Source organism: Streptomyces lydicus, from assembly GCF_004125265.1.
GTDB classification, from domain to species: domain Bacteria; phylum Actinomycetota; class Actinomycetes; order Streptomycetales; family Streptomycetaceae; genus Streptomyces; species Streptomyces lydicus_C.
On the sequence record NZ_RDTE01000003.1, the window covers coordinates 2,386,492 to 2,402,209 of the forward strand.

The following is a 15,718-nucleotide window of genomic DNA, read 5'->3' on the forward strand; positions in this document are numbered from 1 at the left end:
CGAGGGCACGTGGCGCGCATGACATTCGTGCACTTGCTATGAGGCGGTTGTTGGTCCGTATTCAGTTGTGAAGTCTGTGATCAGAGCTGTACCCCGCCGGCGGCGAGATCGCGCGTGAGCTGTTCGGTCTCCTCGGGGGAGAGCTCCACGAGCGGCAGCCGCAGCGGACCGGCGGGCAGACCCTGGAGGCCGAGGGCGGCCTTGGTCGTGATCACGCCCTGGGTGCGGAACATGCCGGTGAAGACGGGCAGCAGCTTCTGGTGGATCTCGGTGGCCTTGGTGACATCGCCGTTGAGATGGGCGTCCAGGAGTGCGCGCAGCTCGGGGGTGACGACATGGCCGACCACGGAGACGAAGCCGACGGCGCCGACCGAGAGCAGCGGGAGGTTGAGCATGTCGTCGCCGCTGTACCAGGCGAGGCTGGAGCGGGCGATGGCCCAGCTGGCGCGGCCGAGGTCTCCCTTGGCGTCCTTGTTGGCGACGATTCTGGGGTGCTCGGCGAGCCGGACGATGGTCTCGGTGTTGATCGGGACACCGCTGCGGCCGGGGATGTCGTAGAGCATGACCGGCAGGTCGGTGGCGTCGGCGATGGCCGTGAAGTGCCGGAGCAGGCCCTCCTGCGGGGGCTTGCTGTAGTACGGCGTCACCGCGAGGAGGCCGTGGGCGCCGGCGTCCTGGGCGGCGCGGGCCAGCTCCAGGCTGTGGCGGGTGTCGTTGGTGCCGGCTCCGGCGACCACAAAGGCGCGATCCCCGACCGCATCGACCACCGCGCGGACCAGCTGGGCTTTCTCCGCGTCGCTGGTGGTCGGGGACTCTCCGGTGGTGCCGTTGACGACGAGGCCGTCATTGCCGGCGTCCACCAGGTGGGCAGCCAGCCGCTGTGCGCCGTCGAGATCGAGGGCGCCATCCGGCGTGAACGGCGTGACCATGGCGGTCAGCACCCGCCCGAAGGGGGTCTGCGGTGTGGAAGTCGGAGCCATGGGTCCCACGCTACTCGTAGCTCACCACGGGATGCGCCTCTGGGGAGCAGGGATGTGGACTCCGGCACTGCCTGCTCGGGGGTTCAAGCAGTGCCGGGTCCGTCTGTTCAGCGTAGATGAACTTCTCAAAATGCCGCAATCCGGACACTTCGCACGTCTGTCCTGCGCGCTCCGGCATCCGGCCTGCAACCTGGGCCTTACGGAGCGATCCGGCCGTTCGCATTGAATGCGCCGTACGTGAGCGGCATGAGCTTTGCCCAGTGGGCTTCCATCTGCTCGCCGACCATTTCGATCTCGCGCTGCGGGAAGGACGGCACCTTCGCCTGCTCGTGCTGGGTGCGCAGGCCGAGGAAGTGCATCAGAGAGCGGGCGTTGCAGGTGGCGTACATGGAGGAGAACAGGCCGACCGGGAGCACCGCGCGGGCGACCTCGCGGGCGACGCCGGCGGCGAGCATCTCCTGATACGCCTCGTAGGCCCGGCGGTAGGAGTCCTCCATGATGCGGCCGGTGAGCTCGTGCTGCGCCTGGGTGCCCTCGACGAATTCGTACTTCCCGGGGCGGCCCTGCTGGACGAGCTTGCGGGACTCACCGGGAACGTAGAAGACCGGATCCAGCTGACGGTAGCGGCCGGACTCCTCGTTGTACGACCAGCCGACGCGGTGCCGCATGAACTCGCGGAAGACGAAGATCGGCGCGCTGATGAAGAAGGTCATGGAGTTGTGCTCGAAGGGGCTGCCGTGGCGGTCCCGCATGAGGTAGTTGATCAGACCCTTGGAGCGCTCCGGGTCCTTCTGCAGCTCCTCCAGGGACTGCTCACCGGCCGTGGAGACCCGGGCCGCCCACAGCACGTCGCTGTCCGCGGCGCTGTGCTTGACCAGCTCGACCGTCACCTCGCTCCGGAAGCTGACGGCTGCACTGTCGGGGTTCTCAGTGCTCTCGGCGGGGGTCTGGGACACCGGCGGTTCCTTCCAATCGTTCCTCGTGCGCGACCACCCTACGGCCCGCCACTGACAGTCCGGGAAACACCGCGTGATGCCGCGTTAGCCGCAAAACGGGCGCGCCGTGGCGGCGCGCGGAGCGGCCGTTGATATTTTTCACAGAAGTCCCTGAAAACGGGCACCAACTGCACGCCACAAACGTCTAACCCTGTGACAGTGCCCACTTCGAGGTTCCTAGGAGAGCCCGCTCATGTTCCGCCGGCGAGAGCCCGTCCCGTTCGCCTTCGTTGCCGAGGCAGACCGGTTCCGCAGCAATGTCACTCCCCCGCCGCGGCAGCGCGCCTCGCGCGCGCAGCTCCTCGGCCAGTCTCTCATCACGCTGACAGTCGTGGGCGGCCTGGCCGGCGCCCTGCTGTTCGGCGTTCCCGCACTGCAGCAGGACAGCTCCGGTTCCAGCCGGGTGCATCAGTCCGAGGCATCACATCGCTGAACGGGCGGGCGGGGCGTGCCGCGAAGTGGTTCCGCTCCGCCTGTCCCGATAGCCTCACCGGTCACAGCTTCCGTGCGTGCCCATGAGTGAGGATCAGCCGTGCCCCTGCCCTTCCTGACGGCCGACCGCGACCTCGATCCCGACACCCGTGCCGCGGATTCGGCCGCGCTCGCGCATGACGAGCCCGACCACTGGCGCCGTCCCTACCGCCCCGGACCGTGGCGGGTAGGGGCGGCGGCGGTGTTTTTGCTGCTCGCCTCGTTCGTGCTGCTCTCCGCATTGATCACCGCGATGGCCGGCTCGCTGTCCGGTGCCGCGGCCTGTGCGGTGGTGGGGGCGGCGATGATCACCCTGGCCCTCCGTCTGTTGCGGGTCGGGGTGTGGGTCAGCGCGCACGGCCTGCGGCAGGTGAATCTGCTGCGTACGACCACCGAACCCTGGAGCGCCGTCGCCTCCGTGCAAACGCGGCAGCAGCCGGTGCGCTGGCTGGGGCTGCCGCGGACGGTGCAGGGGCAGGCGCTGATCATCGAGCGGACGCAGGGCGAACCGCTGCGGTCCCTCCTCACGGACCACAACGGCGACTTCCTGTCCCGCCCGGAGGCGTTCGAGCGGGCCGCGGATGTGCTGGAGGCCTGGGCGGCGGAGTACCGCGCCTGAGGCCCGGCGCGGTGGGACCGCCCGCCGCACCGGCCCCGTGGAAGACCACCGTAAGACCGCCGGATCCGGCCTCGTGAGAACCCGATCCGTCCGTCCCCGACGCCCGTACCCGCCCTACGCGGCCGGTACGGGCTTGTCGTCGTGCAGGGCGATGGCGCGCTGCATCGCCTTCCGGGCGCGCGGGGTGTCCCGGGCGTCGTGGTAGGCGACCGCGAGCCGGAACCACGTACGCCAGTCGCCGGGGGCGTCCTCCGTCTCGGCCTGCCGCCGGGCGAAGACCTCATCGGCAAAGTCCCGGTCGATCCGGCCGCCGGGGGTACGGGCCGGCTCGTCGGCCGGCAGGCCGCCCTCGGCCTCCAGGGCGTGCGCCAGCCGGTGGGCGTCACGCGCGAAGCGGGTGTTGTGCCAAAGGAACCAGGCGCCGATGCACGGCAGCACGAAGGCCACCGCGCCCATCCCCATGGCTGCCGGCTCGCCGGTCATCAGGAGGAGTACGCCCTCCAGCGCCACCACCCCGAAGACGAGGACCAGCACGGTGGCGAGGAAGAAGTAGGTGATCTTTCCGCCCATAGCGTCAGCCCAGGTCGAGGAAGTTTTCCAGGCCCACGGTCAGGCCCGGAGTGGTCACCACGCGCCGCACACCGAGCAGGATGCCCGGCATGAAGCTGCTGTGGTGGAGGGAGTCGTGGCGGATGGTGAGGGTTTCGCCCTCCCCGCCGAGCAGCACCTCCTGGTGCGCCAGCAGACCACGCAGCCGTACGGAGTGCACGGGGATGCCGTCCACGTCCGCGCCACGGGCGCCGTCCAGTGCGGTGGTGGTGGCGTCCGGCTGCGGGGCGCAGCCGGCCTCCTCCCGGGCCTCGGCGATCAGATGGGCAGTGCGGGCGGCGGTGCCGGACGGGGCGTCCGCCTTCTTCGGGTGGTGCAGCTCGACGATCTCGGCCGACTCGAAGAAGCGGGCCGCCTGCTGCGCGAACCGCATGGTCAGCACCGCGCCGATGGAGAAGTTCGGGGCGATGAGCACGCCCGCCCCGGGCGAGGCGGCGAGCGAGGTGCGCAGCTGCGCCAGGCGCTCATCGGTCCAGCCGGTCGTGCCGACCACCGCATGGATGCCGTGCCGCACACAGAAGTCGAGGTTGCCCATCACGGCACCGGGGTTGGTCAGCTCGACCACGACCTGGGCGCCGGCCTCGACCAGCGTCTCCAGCTTGTCGCCCCGGCCGAGCCCGGCCACCAGCTCCATGTCGTCGGCGGCCTCGACGGCCCGTACGGCCTCGGAGCCGATGCGTCCCTGGGCTCCCAGTACGGCCACGCGCAGCTTGCTCATCGTTTCCCGTCCTTCTCTTGGTGGTGTCGCGGGGCCTAGGGGGTGTCTCCCCCTAGGCGACGATGTCGTCCAGCCGGGCCGCCTGCCGGTCCTTCAGGGGGCCGATGACGGACAGCGAGGGCCGGGTGCCCAGCACCTCGCGGGCCACCTCGCGCACCTCGTCCGGGGTGACGGCCGCGATCCGCGTCAGCATCTCGTCGACCGACATCTGTTCGCCCCAGCACAGCTCGCTCTTGCCGAGGCGGTGCATGAGCGCTCCGCTGTCCTCCAGGCCGAGGACGGTGGACCCGCGCAGCTGTCCGACCGCGCGGCGGATCTCGTCGTCGGTGAGTCCGTGGGACGCCACCTGGTCGAGTTCGTCGCGGCAGATCTTGAGGACGTCCTGCACCTGGTTCGGACGGCAGCCGGCGTAGACGCCGAACAGCCCGCAGTCGGCGAAGCCGGAGGTATAGGAGTACACGCTGTAGGCCAGGCCGCGCTTCTCGCGGACCTCCTGGAAGAGGCGCGAGCTCATCCCACCGCCCAGGGCGGTGTTCAGTACGCCCATCGCCCAGCGCCGGTCGTCGGTGCGCGCCAGCCCCGGCATTCCGAGGATCACATGGGCCTGCTCGGTCTTGCGGTTGAGCAGTTCGACGCGGCCGGCGGCCTTGATGCCACGGGTACCGGAGCGCGGCGCGACCGGGGCGGCGTCCGGGCGGTCCAGGGCCCCGGCCTGCTCGAAGGCGCGGCGGACCAGGCGGACGACCTTGGCGTGGTCGATGTTGCCGGCGGCCGTGACGACGAGGTGCGTGGGGTCGTAGTGCTTCTTGTAGAAGCGGCGGATGCGCTCGGGGGTGAGGGCGTTGACGGTGTCGACGGTGCCCAGGACCGGGCGGCCGAGCGGGGTGTCACCGAGCATGGTGTGCGCGAACAGGTCGTGCACGCAGTCGCCCGGATCGTCCTCGGTCATCGCGATCTCTTCGAGGATGACCCCGCGCTCGGCGTCCACGTCCTCGGCCTCGATCAGCGAGCCGGTGAGCATGTCGCACACCACGTCGATGGCGAGCGGCAGATCGCTGTCCAGCACCCGCGCGTAGTAGCAGGTGTACTCCTTCGCGGTGAAGGCGTTCATCTCGCCGCCGACCTCGTCGATCGCGGCGGAGATGTCCAGTGCGCTGCGCCGCTCGGTGCCCTTGAAGAGCAGGTGCTCGAGGTAGTGGGTGGCGCCGTTGAGCGACGGGGTCTCGTCGCGGGAGCCGACGTGTGCCCAGATGCCGAAGGTGACGGAGCGGACCGTGGGCAGTGTCTCGGTGACGATCCGCAGGCCGCCGGGGAGGGTGGTCCGGCGGACCGTGCCGGCGCCCGCGGTGCCCTTGAGAAGCGTTTGGGTACGGGCGACGGCCCGCCCCTCCGAAGAGGTGCGGGCCGTCGTCGCGTGCGTACGGGACGTCACTTGGCGGCGTCGTCCTTCTCGTCCGCGGCCTTGTCCTCGTCCTCGATCACGGGGATCAGGGAGAGCTTGCCGCGCTGGTCGATCTCGGCGATCTCGACCTGGACCTTGGCGCCCACCGCGAGCACGTCCTCGACGTTCTCCACGCGCTTGCCGCCGGCGAGCTTGCGGATCTGCGAGATGTGCAGCAGGCCGTCCTTGCCCGGGAGCAGGGAGACGAACGCACCGAAGGTGGTGGTCTTGACGACCGTGCCCAGGTAGCGCTCGCCGACCTCCGGCATGGTCGGGTTGGCGATGCCGTTGATCGTGGCGCGGGCGGCCTCGGCGGCCGGGCCGTCGGCGGCACCGATGTAGATGGTGCCGTCGTCCTCGATCGTGATGTCGGCGCCGGTGTCCTCCTGGATCTGGTTGATCATCTTGCCCTTGGGGCCGATGACCTCACCGATCTTGTCCACCGGGATCTTGACGGTGATGATCCGCGGGGCGTTCGGGGACATCTCGTCCGGGACGTCGATGGCCTCGTTCATGACGTCGAGGATGTGCAGACGCGCGTCACGGGCCTGCTTCAGCGCGGCGGCCAGGACCGAGGCGGGGATGCCGTCGAGCTTGGTGTCGAGCTGGAGCGCGGTCACGAACTGCTTGGTGCCGGCGACCTTGAAGTCCATGTCGCCGAAGGCGTCCTCCGCACCGAGGATGTCGGTGAGGGCGACGTAGTGGGTCTGGCCGTCGATCTCCTGGGAGATCAGGCCCATGGCGATACCGGCGACCGGGGCCTTGAGGGGCACACCGGCGTTCAGCAGCGACATGGTCGAGGCGCAGACCGAGCCCATGGACGTCGAGCCGTTGGAGCCCAGCGCCTCGGAGACCTGGCGGATCGCGTAGGGGAACTCCTCGCGGGTCGGCAGGACCGGCACGATGGCGCGCTCGGCGAGCGCGCCGTGGCCGATCTCGCGGCGCTTGGGGGCGCCCACGCGGCCGGTCTCGCCGACGGAGTACGGCGGGAAGTTGTAGTTGTGCATGTAGCGCTTGCGGGTCACCGGGGAGAGGGTGTCCAGCTGCTGCTCCATGCGGAGCATGTTGAGGGTGGTGACGCCCAGGATCTGGGTCTCGCCACGCTCGAACAGGGCGGAACCGTGCACCCGCGGGATGGCCTCGACCTCGGCGGCGAGCGTACGGATGTCCGTGACGCCGCGGCCGTCGATGCGCTTCTTCTCCTTGATGACGCGCTCGCGGACCAGGCTCTTGGTCAGCGAACGGTACGCGGCGGAGATCTCCTTCTCGCGGCCCTCGAACTGCGGGAGCAGCTTCTCGGCGGCGACGGCCTTGACGCGGTCCAGCTCGGCCTCGCGGTCCTGCTTGCCGGCGATGGTCAGCGCCTGGGAGAGCTCGTCCTTGACCGCGGCGGTGAGCGCCTCCAGGACGTCGTCCTGGTAGTCGAGGAAGACCGGGAACTCACCGACGGGCTTGGCGGCCTTGGCGGCGAGGTCCGACTGGGCCTTGCACAGGACCTTGATGAAGGGCTTGGCGGCTTCCAGACCGGCGGCGACGACCTCTTCGGTCGGGGCCTCGGCGCCGTCCTTGACCAGCTGGATGGTCTTCTCGGTGGCCTCGGCCTCGACCATCATGATCGCGACGTCGCCGTCCGGGAGGACGCGGCCGGCCACGACCATGTCGAAGACGGCGTCCTCGAGCTCGGTGTGGGTCGGGAACGCCACCCACTGGCCGTTGATCAGGGCGACCCGGGTGCCGCCGACGGGGCCCGAGAAGGGCAGGCCGGCGAGCTGGGTGGAGCAGGAGGCGGCGTTGATGGCGACCACGTCGTAGAGGTGGTCGGGGTTGAGCGCCATGACCGTCTCGACGATCTGGATCTCGTTGCGCAGGCCCTTCTTGAAGGAGGGGCGCAGCGGCCGGTCGATCAGCCGGCAGGTGAGGATGGCGTCCTCGGAGGGACGGCCCTCACGGCGGAAGAAGGAACCGGGGATCTTCCCGGCTGCGTACATCCGCTCCTCGACGTCGACGGTCAGCGGGAAGAAGTCCAGCTGGTCCTTCGGCGTCTTGGAAGCGGAGGTGGCCGACAGCACCATGGTGTCGTCGTCCAGGTAGGCCACGGCGGAGCCGGCGGCCTGCTTGGCCAGGCGGCCCGTCTCGAAGCGGATGGTGCGGGTGCCGAAGGGGCCGTTGTCGATCACGGCTTCGGCGTAGTGGGTCTCGTTCTCCACCAGGGATATCTCCTCGTCTGCGTCTGCTGCCCGTATGGCTGCAGACCGTCTTCGGTGGAGCGCCGGTGCGGGCCGGTCTTCGATCGAAGCACCCGGAGTGATGACACATGGCGTCCATGGATCGTCCGGGGGCCACTACCGAGGACCGGCGGCCAGGAGGCGCTCCTACCGCGTTCAGTTTTGCGATATGGCACCAGACTACAAAGCTTCCGTCCACCATGAGGTGGCGTGAGTGTCCGGTGCGTACGGCAAAGGGAGCGGCCCCTGATCAGGAACCGCTCCCTTTACGGCGTCTTACTTGGCGCCCGCCGCGCCGCGGCGGATGCCCAGACGCTCGACCAGCGCACGGAAGCGCGTGATGTCCTTCTTCGCCAGGTACTGCAGCAGGCGGCGGCGCTGGCCGACCAGCAGCAGCAGACCACGGCGGGAGTGGTGGTCGTGCTTGTGGGTCTTGAGGTGCTCGGTCAGGTCCGAGATGCGGCGGGAGAGCATCGCGACCTGGACCTCGGGGGAGCCGGTGTCACCCTCCTTGGTGGCGAACTCGGCCATGATCTGCTTCTTCGTAGCGGCGTCGAGCGACACGCGGTACTCCTCAGGGTTCCGGCCGGCGAGCGCCCCTGGTTTACCTCACAGGGAATCTTGGATGACTCATCCGGACCGTCACACAGCGTACCAGCTGAAAACGGCCCCCCGACCGGGTGGTCGGGGGGCCGCTGAGCAGGCCGGTGAGCGGGGGCCTCAGCCGGTGGTGAGGCCGCGCACCTTGCCGTACACGTCCAGGACCGCCAGGCACAGCGGCACCAGGGAGAGCAGGACCAGGCCGTCGAAGATGTCGAAGATCCGGCCCCAGAAGGGGGTGACACCCTTCTGGGGGACGACCAGGCCGACGGCGACCAGGAGGGCGGCGCCCGCCGCGATGCTGCCGGAGAACCAGACGGTGTGGATGTTCAGCGGACCGGAGTCCTGGTAGCGGGCCAGATCGACGAACATCTCGGTCGGCGGGTTCAGCGCGATGCCCAGGATGAGCAGGACGATCGTGAGGATGCCGGCGATGGTCAGGCAGGCGACCTGCGCGGTGTAGTCGAAGAGCCGGGCGCGGAGCATGATCGTGATACCGGCGGTCAGCGCGAGCAGCTGGGCCCACACGTTGTCCGAGAAGCCGAGGACCACGCCGGCCGAGCCGACGGTCAGGGCGGAGCAGCCGGCGACGAGGCCGAGCAGCAGCTCGTGCCCGCGCTTGGCCTGGTTGCCGATCTTGACGAAGTCGACGGACTCGGTCTCGCCGCCGTTGTCGTAGGAGCCCTTGGCGATCTGGTCGGGCGACTTGTAGCCGATGGGCAGCCGGGCGAAGCGTGCGGAGAGGCCGGGCAGCCAGGCGACCAGGGCGATGGAGACGACGGCGGTGACGGCGGCGACCTCACTGGGCGCGGCGTCGGTGAGGATCGCGGCGAAGACCGCGAGGGTGCCCGTGGCGGACAGGAACGCGGCGGCGACGAAGGGGGCGTCACCGCGCGGAAGCATGACCACCAGCAGCACGGAGGCGATCAGTACGGTCACACAGCCGACGAGGAGGTGCAGCCGGCCGGGGTCGGCTCCGGCGTCGACGGGGAAGATGCCGGAGCCGGCGATCAGGAGGTGCGGGAGCGAGGCCAGGCCCAGCGCGATGGAGGAGCCGTGGTCGTCGTAGACACGGGCGCGGACGCCGGACAGCGCGACCAGCACGATGCCGACGACACCGGCGATGATGCCGGGCAGGCGGTGCATGTCGCGGTGCTCGGGGTGGGAGACCCACAGGGCGAACGCCATCATGACGAGCAGCAGCACACCCGCGGTGAGGCCGACGACGCGCATGAGGTCGTCGCTCCAGCGGTTGCGGTTGCGCTTGACCGCGGAGGCGACGGCGTCGGAGACATCGTCGAAGACCGGGAGCGGCAGCGATTCGGCGAACGGCTTCAGAAGAAGAAGGTCGCCGTCGAGGATCTGCTGCTGCGCCAGCGACTGACCGGCGTCAAGAACCGTGCCGTCGCGGCGTACTAGGTGATAACCGGTCGGAGCGCCCTCCGCCTGCGACTGACCGGAGAGCCTCAGGATCTCCGGATAAATGTCGACGAGTGCGACGTCCTCCGGCAGAGCCACGTCAATCCGTGCATCGGGCGCGGCGACCGTGACCCGGCAAAAGCCGGTGCCAGTACTCGTGCTCACCTGGCGGTTCCCCCTATCCGTTGGGCGTTTTGTCGCGTCGCGCGCCTTCTATAGAGAGCCGTCACTTCGGGGCTGTGGGCACGCTCGCGAGGCGTCAGCGTACCGTCCAATTCGGCGCTCGCCCCACCCACCCCGAGACTTGACGGTTGACAGTAGGATCAACGCCTGGTTCGGGCCAAGCACTTGGTCCGGGGGGACCGTCGAATCCAACGGGGGCGGTCCGAGACTGCGAGATGCATGAAGGACTGATGCCTCGGTGAGCGTTGTCATCGTCAAGCGCCCGCCCCGCGCGCTGCCACCCGAAGTTCCCTCCGAGGAGGTGACACTCGAGGCACCCCCGGAGCTTCCGCGTGAGGGCGAATCAGAAAACATGCTGATGACCCTTATGCCCATGATGGGTATGGCGTCTTCGGCGGGATTCTTGTTCATGGGCAACCAGCCGTTCATGAAAATCATGGGCGGCTTTATGGTGGCGTCCACCCTGGCAATGGCGATCGTGCAGATCGTCAAAGCCCGCCAAGGGCCTTCCGGGCAAATGCTTCAAGAGCGCCAGGATTACCTCAAGTACCTTACGCAGAAGCGGAAAGAGGTGCGGCGCACCGCGCGCAAGCAGCGGGACGCGCAGTTGTTCACCCACCCCGACCCGAGCCAGTTGTGGTCGGTCGTGGCCGAGGGCAAACGGGTGTGGGAGCGCCGGGCGGGCGATCCGGACTTCGGGCAGGTACGACTGGGGCTGGGGCCGCAGCAGCTGGCCACTCCCCTGCGGGCTCCGGAGACCGCTCCGGTCGACGAGCTGGAACCGCTCACCGCGCATGCGATGAAGGAATTCCTCGACAAGCACGGGCAGCTGGACGATCTGCCCCTCGCGGTCTCGCTGCGCGCCTTCTACCACCTGACCGTCTCCGGCGACCCGGACACGGTCTACGGCGCCTCGCGCGCCATCGTCGCCCAGCTGTGCACCCTGCACTCGCCCGAGGACCTGGTGGTGGCCGTCGTCGCCGCGCCCGGTGCGCAGGCGGAGTGGGAGTGGACCAAGTGGCTGCCGCAGGTGCAGCACAAGTCGACGGACGGCGCGGGCACCCGCCGGCTGGTCGTCGGTGACCTCGGTGAGATCGAGGAGCTGCTGGCGGACGAGCTGGAGGGCCGCGGCCGGTTCAACCCGCAGGGCACTCCGGTGACCGACACCCCGCATGTGCTGGTCGTGCTGGACGGCGGCGAGGTGCCGATGGACTCGGTGATCGCCGGAGCCGAGGGCCTGCAGGGCGTCACCATCCTGGAGGTCGTCCCGGGCGATCTGGACGAGGTCCGCGGCGGTCTGGCCGTCCAGGTGTGGCCGGGCAAGCTGGTGCTGGAGTCGGCGGGCGGCGCGGTCTACCACGGTGTCTGCGACACCCTGTCGATCGCCGAGTCGGAGGCGCTGGCGCGCCAGCTGGCCCCGCTGCGGGCGGGCTCCGGCGCGGACGGCGAGGAGCCGCTGCTGTCGAACCTGGACTTCACCGACCTGCTGAACCTCGGTGACGCCGGTTCCGTCGATGTGTCGCGTACCTGGCGGCCGCGCACGCTCCACGAGCGGCTGCGGGTGCCGATCGGTGTCGACAAGGACGGCCAGCCCGTCATGCTGGACATCAAGGAGGCCTCGCAGGAGGGCATGGGCCCGCACGGTCTGTGTGTCGGTGCGACCGGTTCCGGTAAGTCCGAGGTGCTGCGCACCCTGGTGCTGGCGCTCGCGGTCACCCACTCCTCGGAGACCCTCAACTTCATCCTCGCGGACTTCAAGGGTGGCGCCACCTTCACCGGTATGTCGGACATGCCGCACGTCGCGGCGGTCATCACCAACCTCGGTGAGGACGTCACCCTGATCGACCGCATGCGCGACTCGATCACCGGTGAACTCCAGCGCCGTCAGGAGCTGCTGCGCTCGGCGGGCAACTACGCCAACATCACCGACTACGAGAAGGCGCGTGCCGCGGGCGCCCCGCTGGACCCGCTGCCCTCGCTGGTGATGGTGCTCGACGAGTTCTCCGAGCTGCTGACCGCCAAGCCCGACTTCATCGACATGTTCATCCAGATCGGCCGCATCGGCCGGTCGATGGGTGTGCACATGCTGCTCGCCTCGCAGCGCCTGGAAGAGGGCAAGCTGCGCGGCCTGGACACCTTCCTCTCCTACCGGCTGGGCCTGCGGACCTTCTCCGCGGCCGAGTCGCGGACCGCCATCGGTGTGCCGGACGCCTACCACCTGCCGAACGTCCCCGGTTCCGGCATCCTCAAGTACGACACCGAGACGATGGTCCAGTTCAAGGCCGCGTACGTCTCGGGCCCGTACCGCGGTCCCGGCGCCGGCGGCGGCGGGGGCGGCAGCCGGACGAACCGGCTGCCGGTGCCGTTCACGGCGGCCCCGGTCGTCGAGCAGATCGTCGAGGACCCCACGCCGGTCACGCCGGCCGAGCCGGAGCAGGACGACGCGCTGGCCGACACCGTGCTCGACGTCATCGTCCAGCGCATGCAGGGCCAGGGCCCGCCGGCGCACCAGGTGTGGCTGCCGCCGCTGGACGAGCCGCCCACGGTCAACCAGCTGCTGCCGACGCTCGCGGTCACGCCCGAACGCGGTGTGCACGCGCCGGAGTACACCGCGCTCGGCAAGCTGGTGGTGCCGGTCGCGCTGGTGGACAAGCCGTTCGAGCAGCGGCGTGACGTGATGTACCTGGACTTCTCCGCGGGCGCCGGTCACGGCCTGGTCGTGGGTGGTCCGCAGTCCGGCAAGTCCACGCTGATCCGGTCCGCCATCGCCTCGTTCGCGCTCACCCACACCCCGGCCGAGGTGCAGTTCTACTGCCTCGACTTCGGTGGCGGCGGCATGCTGACCATGGAGGGCCTGCCGCACATCGGCGGCGTCGCCTCGCGTCTGGACGCGGAGAAGGTGCGCCGTACGGTCTCCGAGGTCGTCGGCATCCTCAACGAGCGGGAGGAGTTCTTCCGCGCCAACAGCATCGACTCGATCGGGACCTACCGCCAGCGGCGGGCCTCGGGCGCCTACCCCGACCAGAAGTGGGGCGACGTCTTCCTGGTCATCGACGGCTGGGCGACGTTCAAGACCGACTACGAGCAGATGGACCCGGTGATCCTGGACATCGCCGCCCGGGGCCTCGGTTTCGGCGTCCACCTGATCATCGCCGGTGCGCGCTACACCGAGGTGCGGCCCGCGCTGCGCGACCAGCTCCTCAACCGCGTCGAGCTGCGGCTGGGCGACCCGATGGAGTCGGAGTTCGACCGCAAGCGCGCGGAGAACGTGCCGATGGGCAAGCCCGGTCGCGGTATGTCCCCCGAGAAGCTCGACTTCCTGGCGGCGCTGCCGCGGCTGGACGGGATGAGCGACCCGGAGACGCTGAGCGAGGGCATCGCGAACCTGGTGTCGACGGTCAGCGAGCACTGGCAGGGCGAGCCCGCCCCCGCGGTGCGGATGCTGCCGACGATGCTGCACGTCAACGAGCTGCCCAAGGGCAACGACTACCCGGATCACGGCATCGCGATCGGTGTCGACGAGACCACGCTGTCGCCGGCGTTCATCGACTTCGAGACCGACCCGCTGCTGGTCGTCTACGGCGAGAGCGAGTCCGGCAAGTCCTCGCTGCTGCGTCTGCTGGCCAAGCAGATCGCCGAGCGGTACCCGTCCGACAAGGCGCTGATGGTGGTCTCCGACTACCGTCGTGCGCTGCTCGGCGAGATCCCCGAGAGCCACATGTACAAGTACTGTGCCGCGGGGCCGCAGTTGCAGGAGGTCATCACCGGTCTGGCCGGTTCGCTCGGCCGGCGGATGCCGGGCCCGGACGTCACACCGGAGCAGCTGCGCAACCGCAGCTGGTACGACCTGCCGGACGCGTTCGTGATCGTGGACGACTACGACCTGGTGGCGACCAGCAGCGGCAACCCGCTGCAGCCGCTGCTGGAGTACCTGCCGTTCGCCCGTGACCTGGGTCTGCGCCTGATCATCGCGCGCAGCTCCTCGGGCGCCGGACGCTCCTCGTTCGAGCCGGTGATGCAGCGGACCAAGGAGCTCGGTGCGCAGGGTCTGATCCTGTCCGCCGACCCGTCCGAGGGCCCGCTGATGGGCAACGTCAAGGGCCAGAGCCTGACGCCGGGACGGGCGACGTTCATCACGCGCAAGCGCGGTGCGCAGCTGGTCCAGACGGGCTGGCTGCCGGCGAACAGCCGCTGACCGGTCCGTACGGCACAACGGCGGTGGGGCGCCTCTCCTGGGAGGGGCGCCCCACCGCCGTTTCGGCGTTTCGGCGTTTCGGCTGTGCGGCCGGTGCGGACGGTATGCCCGGTGCGGCGGCGCGGTGCGTACGTGCCGGGCGCGTCGGGCGTCCGGGCCCGCGCCCGGCCGGATGCGTCAGCCGAAGGCTCCGTGCCGGGTGATGTCGGGGCCGGGGCTGCCGGGGGCGTCGGCGGTGGCAGCGGGCGCCGCTGCCCGGGCGGCGGGCTCGGCGGCGGGGGCTGCCGTTTCCTTCTTCTGCGGCCCGGTCTTCAGGTCCCGTTCATGGCCTGGGAGCGAGGCCGAGGCCGGGGTCGGCGCCGGAGCAGCCGGGTCCGGCTCCGTCCCGGACGGCCGGCTCCGGACGCCCTTGGCGACGCCCTCGCCGCCCCGCCTCGTGGCCTCGCCGTCTTGCCCCGGGCCGAACGGGTCGGGCCCCTGCGCCGCCGTGGAGCTCGCCCATGTGTGCCGTACGGTCGGCCGCCGGCCCTGGCCGCCGCCCCCACCGCGCCTGCCGAACGCGCCGCCGAGGCCGTTCGCGAGCTGGCCGAGTGCCATGAAGCCGTAGGCGATCCCGGGCCCGGACGACGACTGCGCGTCGTCGGCCGCGTGGTGCACCGGTGGCGCGCCGTGGTCCTTGCCACTCTGGTCGTCGGCGGGCTGCGCGGCGGCGGTCTCCAGGTCGGCGGCGGCCAGTTCGAAGACCGGCAGGGCATCGTCGACGGACCGCTTGAGGCGGTGCCACTCCCCCGCGAACGCCTCACCGGCCGGGCCGTGCCAGTTGGCCGCCGCCGCGGTGCCGACGTGCCGGTCCAGATCGTGGACGAGGCCGTCGAGGTGCTTGCCCATCTCCCGCCAGCCGGCCGCCGCTTCCCGCAGGGCCTCGGGGTTTCCTCGCTCGCTCACTGGACGCTCCGCATCATCTCGGCCAGCTCTTCCTCGGCCGCCTCCGTATTCGCGGCGGTCTCCTTGATGCCTCGGCCGACCTCCGCGAGGCGCTGCTGCAGCTGGACGAGCGCCTGCTCGGCCTGCTCGTACAGCTCGCGGTGGGGGCGGGCCGCCTCATCGCTGCCGAAACCGTCCCGCAGGGCCTCGGCATCCGCCCGCCGCCTGAATGCGGCAAGCTGCCGGCTCAGTTCTTCCGCACGTATCTCGAAGGTCGCACCGAGTCTCTGCAACTCCTCGGTACTGAGCCGGACTTCATCGGACATCTTTTCTCCCCGA

General features: G+C 69.9%; 13 protein-coding genes. 3 read left to right on the plus strand and 10 right to left on the minus strand.

What is annotated here, in order from left to right; genetic code table 11:
• Positions 1 to 80 precede the first annotated feature (80 nt).
• Together dapA and thyX are read right to left on the minus strand one after the other, a co-directional pair.
• Positions 81 to 980, minus strand: a complete 900-nt coding sequence (dapA, locus tag D9V36_RS12900; protein WP_088800361.1) for a 4-hydroxy-tetrahydrodipicolinate synthase — start codon at positions 978 to 980, stop codon at positions 81 to 83.
• A 197-nt stretch (positions 981 to 1,177) separates the two neighbouring features.
• Positions 1,178 to 1,936 (minus strand): FAD-dependent thymidylate synthase, encoded by a 759-nt coding sequence (thyX, locus tag D9V36_RS12905; protein WP_129293897.1) that lies wholly within the window; start codon positions 1,934 to 1,936, stop codon positions 1,178 to 1,180.
• A 232-nt stretch (positions 1,937 to 2,168) separates the two neighbouring features.
• Here thyX and D9V36_RS12910 point away from each other — a divergent pair, with 232 nt between their 5' ends.
• Together D9V36_RS12910 and D9V36_RS12915 are read left to right on the plus strand one after the other, a co-directional pair.
• A complete protein-coding gene (locus tag D9V36_RS12910; protein WP_088800359.1) occupies positions 2,169 to 2,408 on the plus strand; it encodes a hypothetical protein in 240 nt (79 codons plus the stop codon).
• A 99-nt stretch (positions 2,409 to 2,507) separates the two neighbouring features.
• On the plus strand, positions 2,508 to 3,065 hold the full coding sequence (locus D9V36_RS12915) for a PH domain-containing protein (protein ID WP_129293898.1): 558 nt from the start codon (positions 2,508 to 2,510) through the stop codon (positions 3,063 to 3,065).
• 114 nt (positions 3,066 to 3,179) lie between these two features.
• Here the strand turns inward: D9V36_RS12915 and D9V36_RS12920 are convergent, their stop codons facing one another.
• The 6 genes from D9V36_RS12920 to eccD form a co-directional block, all read right to left on the minus strand.
• Positions 3,180 to 3,635 carry a hypothetical protein gene (locus tag D9V36_RS12920; RefSeq protein ID WP_129293899.1) on the minus strand — a complete coding sequence of 152 codons (456 nt, stop codon included), beginning with the start codon at positions 3,633 to 3,635 and terminating at the stop codon, positions 3,180 to 3,182.
• Positions 3,636 to 3,639: 4 nt separating this feature from the next.
• The gene (dapB, locus tag D9V36_RS12925) at positions 3,640 to 4,392 is read right to left on the minus strand and encodes a 4-hydroxy-tetrahydrodipicolinate reductase (protein WP_129293900.1); all 753 of its coding nucleotides are present in this window, start codon (positions 4,390 to 4,392) and stop codon (positions 3,640 to 3,642) included.
• Positions 4,393 to 4,444: 52 nt separating this feature from the next.
• On the minus strand, positions 4,445 to 5,824 hold the full coding sequence (locus D9V36_RS12930; protein ID WP_129293901.1) for a M16 family metallopeptidase: 1,380 nt from the start codon (positions 5,822 to 5,824) through the stop codon (positions 4,445 to 4,447).
• Complete coding sequence (locus D9V36_RS12935) at positions 5,821 to 8,040, minus strand: polyribonucleotide nucleotidyltransferase (protein ID WP_129293902.1); 2,220 nt, start codon at positions 8,038 to 8,040, stop codon at positions 5,821 to 5,823. Before D9V36_RS12935 ends, D9V36_RS12930 begins: the two co-directional genes overlap by 4 nt.
• Before the next feature lie 294 nt (positions 8,041 to 8,334).
• The gene (gene rpsO, locus D9V36_RS12940) at positions 8,335 to 8,622 is read right to left on the minus strand and encodes a 30S ribosomal protein S15 (RefSeq protein ID WP_006602744.1); all 288 of its coding nucleotides are present in this window, start codon (positions 8,620 to 8,622) and stop codon (positions 8,335 to 8,337) included.
• A gap of 156 nt (positions 8,623 to 8,778) precedes the next feature.
• Entirely contained in the window at positions 8,779 to 10,242 is a 1,464-nt protein-coding gene (eccD, locus tag D9V36_RS12945) for a type VII secretion integral membrane protein EccD (protein ID WP_129293903.1), read from the minus strand.
• A gap of 256 nt (positions 10,243 to 10,498) precedes the next feature.
• On the opposite strand from eccD, the gene eccCa reads away from it, so the two are divergent.
• Positions 10,499 to 14,455, plus strand: a complete 3,957-nt coding sequence (eccCa, locus tag D9V36_RS12950) for a type VII secretion protein EccCa (protein ID WP_129293904.1) — start codon at positions 10,499 to 10,501, stop codon at positions 14,453 to 14,455.
• A gap of 177 nt (positions 14,456 to 14,632) precedes the next feature.
• Here eccCa and D9V36_RS12955 read toward each other — a convergent pair whose 3' ends face one another.
• Both D9V36_RS12955 and D9V36_RS12960 read right to left on the minus strand, forming a co-directional pair.
• Positions 14,633 to 15,400: a WXG100 family type VII secretion target gene (locus D9V36_RS12955; RefSeq protein ID WP_129293905.1), complete on the minus strand. Its 768-nt coding sequence runs from the start codon at positions 15,398 to 15,400 to the stop codon at positions 14,633 to 14,635.
• Entirely contained in the window at positions 15,397 to 15,705 is a 309-nt protein-coding gene (locus D9V36_RS12960; RefSeq protein ID WP_129293906.1) for a hypothetical protein, read from the minus strand. Before D9V36_RS12960 ends, D9V36_RS12955 begins: the two co-directional genes overlap by 4 nt.
• Positions 15,706 to 15,718: the final 13 nt, after the last annotated feature.

Bases quoted from the DNA above. Each gene is read 5' to 3' on its own strand.
- dapA (WP_088800361.1), bottom strand. From the start codon at position 980: ATGGCTCCGACTTCCACACCGCAGACCCCCTTCGGGCGGGTGCTGACC.
- D9V36_RS12910 (WP_088800359.1), top strand. From the start codon at position 2,169: ATGTTCCGCCGGCGAGAGCCCGTCCCGTTCGCCTTCGTTGCCGAGGCA.
- D9V36_RS12920 (WP_129293899.1), bottom strand. From the start codon at position 3,635: ATGGGCGGAAAGATCACCTACTTCTTCCTCGCCACCGTGCTGGTCCTC.
- dapB (WP_129293900.1), bottom strand. From the start codon at position 4,392: ATGAGCAAGCTGCGCGTGGCCGTACTGGGAGCCCAGGGACGCATCGGC.
- D9V36_RS12960 (WP_129293906.1), bottom strand. From the start codon at position 15,705: ATGTCCGATGAAGTCCGGCTCAGTACCGAGGAGTTGCAGAGACTCGGT.